This is a genomic window from Luteitalea sp. (genome assembly GCF_044337415.1).
GTDB lineage: Bacteria > Acidobacteriota > Vicinamibacteria > Vicinamibacterales > Vicinamibacteraceae > Luteitalea.
The window spans coordinates 1-4,277 of sequence record NZ_JBIINP010000287.1 but is presented as its reverse complement, the minus strand read 5'-3'; the positions used below and the strand labels follow the sequence as shown (position 1 = coordinate 4,277).

The following is a 4,277-nucleotide window of genomic DNA, read 5'->3' as shown; positions in this document are numbered from 1 at the left end:
TCTGGGCGGCGTTGGCGGCGACGGTGCTCGTCCTGATGGCCGTCCCCCAGACACGCCGCCTCCTGCAGGTGGCCTGGTACTTCGGCGTGCTGAACCTGGCCTCGGTCGTGGGGCTCCTCAAGGGATCGCTCGGTCGCGTCTCGGGTGTGTGGAGCACGCCCCGGCAAGCCACCACGGGTGCCGGACGCACTGGCATGGTCGACCTGTGGACCGGCAGCGCGCTGGTGGCGGCCGTCCTGTTCCTGGCGTGGCTCGGCGTCGAGTTCCAGGGGCACCCCAGGGTCGTCCGGGTCGCATTCTGGGCGTCGCTCGGACTCATCGTCTACCTGTTTGTCGGCTACCCGCTCGTCATCGGCCTGGCGCGCGCCATGCGGTATCGGCCCGTGGCGAGGACGCGGCCCGACCCCCTCCCGACTGTCTGCCTGCTCATCCCCGCCCACGACGAGGAAGCCGTGCTCGCCAGCAAGCTGGAGAACAGCCTCGCCATCGACTACCCGCCCGAACTGCTCCGGGTCGTGGTGGCGTCTGACGGGTCACGCGATCACACCAACGCGATCGCTCAGCGGTTCGCCGATCGCGGGGTCACGCTCCTGGCGTTCCCCCAGCGACGCGGCAAGATCGCCACCGTCGCCACGGCCATGCAGAACATCGACCAGGCGATCGTCGTGATGACCGACGCCAATGCGTTCCTGCGCGCCGACGCGGTGCTGGCCCTGGTCAGCAACTTCGCCGACGCCAGGGTCGGTGCAGTGAGTGGCGACGTGATCCTCACCGGCGAGCGCGCGGCACTCGCGCAGCCCGAAGACCTCTACTACCGGTACGAACGGTGGCTCCAGCGGGTCGAGTCGGAACTCGGATCCATGGTGGGCGTGGACGGCGCGCTGTACGCCGTCAGGCGCGAGCTGTTCGTGGCCCCACCGAACGACACGGTGCTCGACGACATGGCCGTGCCGATGGCCGTCGTGAAGGCAGGCCATCGGGTGGTCTTCGAAGCGGGGGCCATCGCCTTCGAGCACGGCTCCCGTTCGACGTGGGAAGAGTTCTCACGCAAGACGCGCATCGTGGCTGGCGCCGTGCAGTTCCTCGAGCGCGGGCGCTCGCAGATCCCGTGGGCGGCTCCGCAGGTGGTGTTTTCGCTCTTCTCGCACAAGGTGCTGCGCTGGCTGTCGCCGGTGGTCGGCGCCTTCTTCTTCGCGGCCTGCTTCGCCATGCGTGGCGAGAGCGTGGCGTACGCCTTCCTCTGGTGGGGCGTGGTAGTGGCCATGGGCGTCGGGGTGCTCGGCGTGTTCGAGCCGCTGCGGCGCCTGCTGCCCATTGGCCTTTGTTACTATTTCGGCATGGTCCACGTGGCTGCCGCGACCGGCATGCTGCGTGGCCTCATCGGCGGGCAGGCCGTGGCCTGGCGGCGGTTCCCGCGCACGCCGGTCGGTTCCCTATGAGCTCAGCCTTCTCGCACCTGCGCCGGGGTCTCGCCCCGGCGGCCAAGTCGATCCTGCTCGCCGCCGGCGGGTACCGCGCCATCCGGACCCTGGCCCCGAGTCGCGGCGTGGCGATCCTCCGGTACCACGCCGTGTGTGGTCCCGAGGGCTACGCCTACGCCGAGCCGGGCATCTGCGTCAGCCCCGAGGCCTTCGACGCGCACATCGCCTACCTGTCGGCGCAGTACGCGGTGCTGCCGCTGCCGGAGGCCGTGGCGCGCATCAAGACCGGGCGAGCGCTTCCCCCGAATGCCGTCGCGATCACGTTCGACGACGGCTACGCCGATAACCTGGGCGCCGCACGCACGCTGCACAAGTACGGCGTGGTCGGCACGTTCTACCTGACGGCGCACTGCCTCGCCGACGGCCAGCCGTTCTGGCCCACCGAGGTGAAGACCCTGGCCCGCCGCCTGCCGGGGCCGAGCGTGACGTTGACGATTCCTGCGCCCCTGACGCTCCCGCTCGTGACCGACGCTGACAGGAACCGTGCGTCTCGGGCATTCACGCGCTTGTGCAAGGGCAACCCCATCCCCGTGCGCAACGCCCTCCTCGACCAGTTGCGCCAGTTGGCAGGCATGCCGGCCGCGCCGACAGCGACGATGCTGACCTGGGATCAGGTGCACGAGATGGTCCGCCTGGGCATGGACATGGGCGGGCACACCCTCACGCACACGAACCTTCCGAGCGCCGGCCCCGAGGACGCGTGGAAGGAGATCGACGGGTGTCGCCGCGCACTCCGGGAACGTCTGGGTGAGGAGGTGACGCAGTTCTCGTATCCCAACGGTGGAGCCGAGCGTTATCACACCCCGGACCTGCATGCGATGGCCGAGCGCGCCGGCTTCACGGGGGCCGCGACGTCGAGCAACGGCTTCTCTTCGCTGACCAGCAACCCGTACGCGCTCGAACGCGTGGAGATCGAGGAGCGACTCGAGGATCTGGTCTTCGCGCTCGAGGTCGAGCGCTTCGCGTTCCGGCCGAAGCCCCGCGGATGAGCGCCCCTCCGGACCGGCTCATCGGGCTCGGCCGCCGCCTGCGCAAGCTGCGGGCCATGTCGCCGACCGAGCTCGCGCACCGCCTCCGCTACGCCGCGACCATCGCGTTCGAGCGGCGCGCACATGCACGCGGGACACTGGCACCGCCGGATCGACTGCAGGGAGCGCTGCGCGCCGACCTGCGAGGCGGGGACTGGCAGCGACGCCTGCTGGAATCCCGTGCCGGGGCAACGTCGCGTTTCCTGCCGTCCATCGGCCAGCGCGACGTCATGCGGCAATTATTCGAGACACGCTATCGGGACGAGCGCGAGGACATGCGCCGGCGCGCGGCCGAGACGCGCGCGCACCGCTTCACCTTCTTCGGCGAGACGTTCGAGTACGACAGGGACATCGCGTGGCAGGACGATCCGGTGTCGCGCAAGGCATGGCCCGCGGTCTTCCACGCCGACGTCCCGGTCCACGGGGGCAACAAGGGCTACGGCGACGTCAAGCACGTGTGGGAGTTGAGTCGCCAGCAGTACCTCGTGGACCTCGGACGCGCCGTCTTCCTCGACGACGATCGCGACAGCCTGGCCTCGCTGCAGTTCCTCGTGCGCAGCTGGATGGCGGGCAACCCGTACGGCACCGGCGTGCACTGGTCCTGTGCCCTCGAGCCGGCGTTCCGTGCGTTCTCGTGGCTGTGGGCTTATGCCCTCACCGCGCATGCGCTCCCGGACGACTTCCACCTCGAGTGGCTGTGCGGCATGTACGATGCCGGCCGCTTCATCGAGCGGCACCTCGAGCACTACTCGAGTCCCTACAATCACCTGATTGGCGAGGCCGCCGCGCTGTACATGCTCGGGGCCAGCTTTCCGGAGTTCACCGACGCGCCGCGGTGGCGCACCACGGCGAGGGCCGTGCTCGAGGGACGCCTCGCCGAGCAGTTCTACGCCGATGGCGGCACCGTCGAGCAGTCGACGTTCTACCATCACGCCAGCGTCGGCGACTATCTCCTCGCCGCGCTGACGGCCCGCGCCATCGGGGAGGAGCTCTCCCCCGCTGTCTGGCAGGCGATCGAGCGCGGCATCGCCTTCAGCATGGCCCTGCAGCAACCCGATGGACGCACACCGGAGATCGGCGGAGCCGATGATGGCAAGCCGATCCGGATGGAGCACCTGCCCTTCTGGGACTTCCGGCCGTACCAGGCGCTGGGCGCCGTGCTGTTCCGCAGGGGCGACTTCAAGGCCAGCGCCGGTCGCTTCCACGAGGATGCCCTCTGGCTGCTCGGCCCGTCCGGCCTGGAGCACTTCGAGGCGCTGCCCGCGTCGCCCCCCCTCGACACCTCCCTCGCCCTGCCCCACAGCGGTTACTGGGTCCTGCGCAGCGACTGGTCCGCGACCGCCGACTACGTCTGCTTCGACTGCGGGGAGCAGGCGGCGGGCATGCGCCCGGACGGGATTCCGAATTCCATGCACGGGCATGCCGACTGCCTGTCGGTGATCGTCGGGTTGCGGGGGCAACGCGTCCTCATCGACTCCGGCTTCCACGCGTACAACTGCGGCGGCACCTGGGAAGCGCACTTCCGCGAGACGGCCGCGCACAACACGGCCCGCATCGACGGCCGTGATCAGGCACGACACCTGGGCAAGATGGCCTGGGCATACAGTTGGCGGGCATTTCCGGAAGGCTGGGCCACGGACGGCGCGGGGGCGTGGGCGGTCGGGGCGCACGACGGATACGACCGCGGTCCCGACGGGGTCACGCATCGCCGCGCCGCCTGGCTGCGCGACGGCGGCTATGTGATCGTGTACGACGAGTTCGTCGGGCA

The 4,277-nt window shown here is 69.9% G+C and carries 3 protein-coding genes; all 3 read left to right on the top strand.

The window, feature by feature from the left end; all coding sequences use genetic code 11:
- Positions 1–1,439: glycosyltransferase family 2 protein (locus ACIRDX_RS21030; RefSeq protein ID WP_396627394.1), on the top strand; the 1,439-nt coding region annotated here is incomplete at its 5' end.
- Complete coding sequence (locus ACIRDX_RS21025) at positions 1,436–2,470, top strand: polysaccharide deacetylase family protein (RefSeq protein ID WP_396627393.1); 1,035 nt, start codon at positions 1,436–1,438, stop codon at positions 2,468–2,470. The genes ACIRDX_RS21030 and ACIRDX_RS21025, both read left to right, overlap by 4 nt.
- Positions 2,467–4,277, top strand: a 1,811-nt coding sequence (locus tag ACIRDX_RS21020) for a heparinase II/III family protein (RefSeq protein WP_396627392.1), incomplete at its 3' end; no start/stop codon positions are given. The genes ACIRDX_RS21025 and ACIRDX_RS21020, both read left to right, overlap by 4 nt.

Coding starts and splice junctions, on each gene's coding strand:
- ACIRDX_RS21025 (WP_396627393.1), top strand. CDS start 1,436: ATGAGCTCAGCCTTCTCGCACCTGCGCCGGGGTCTCGCCCCGGCGGCC.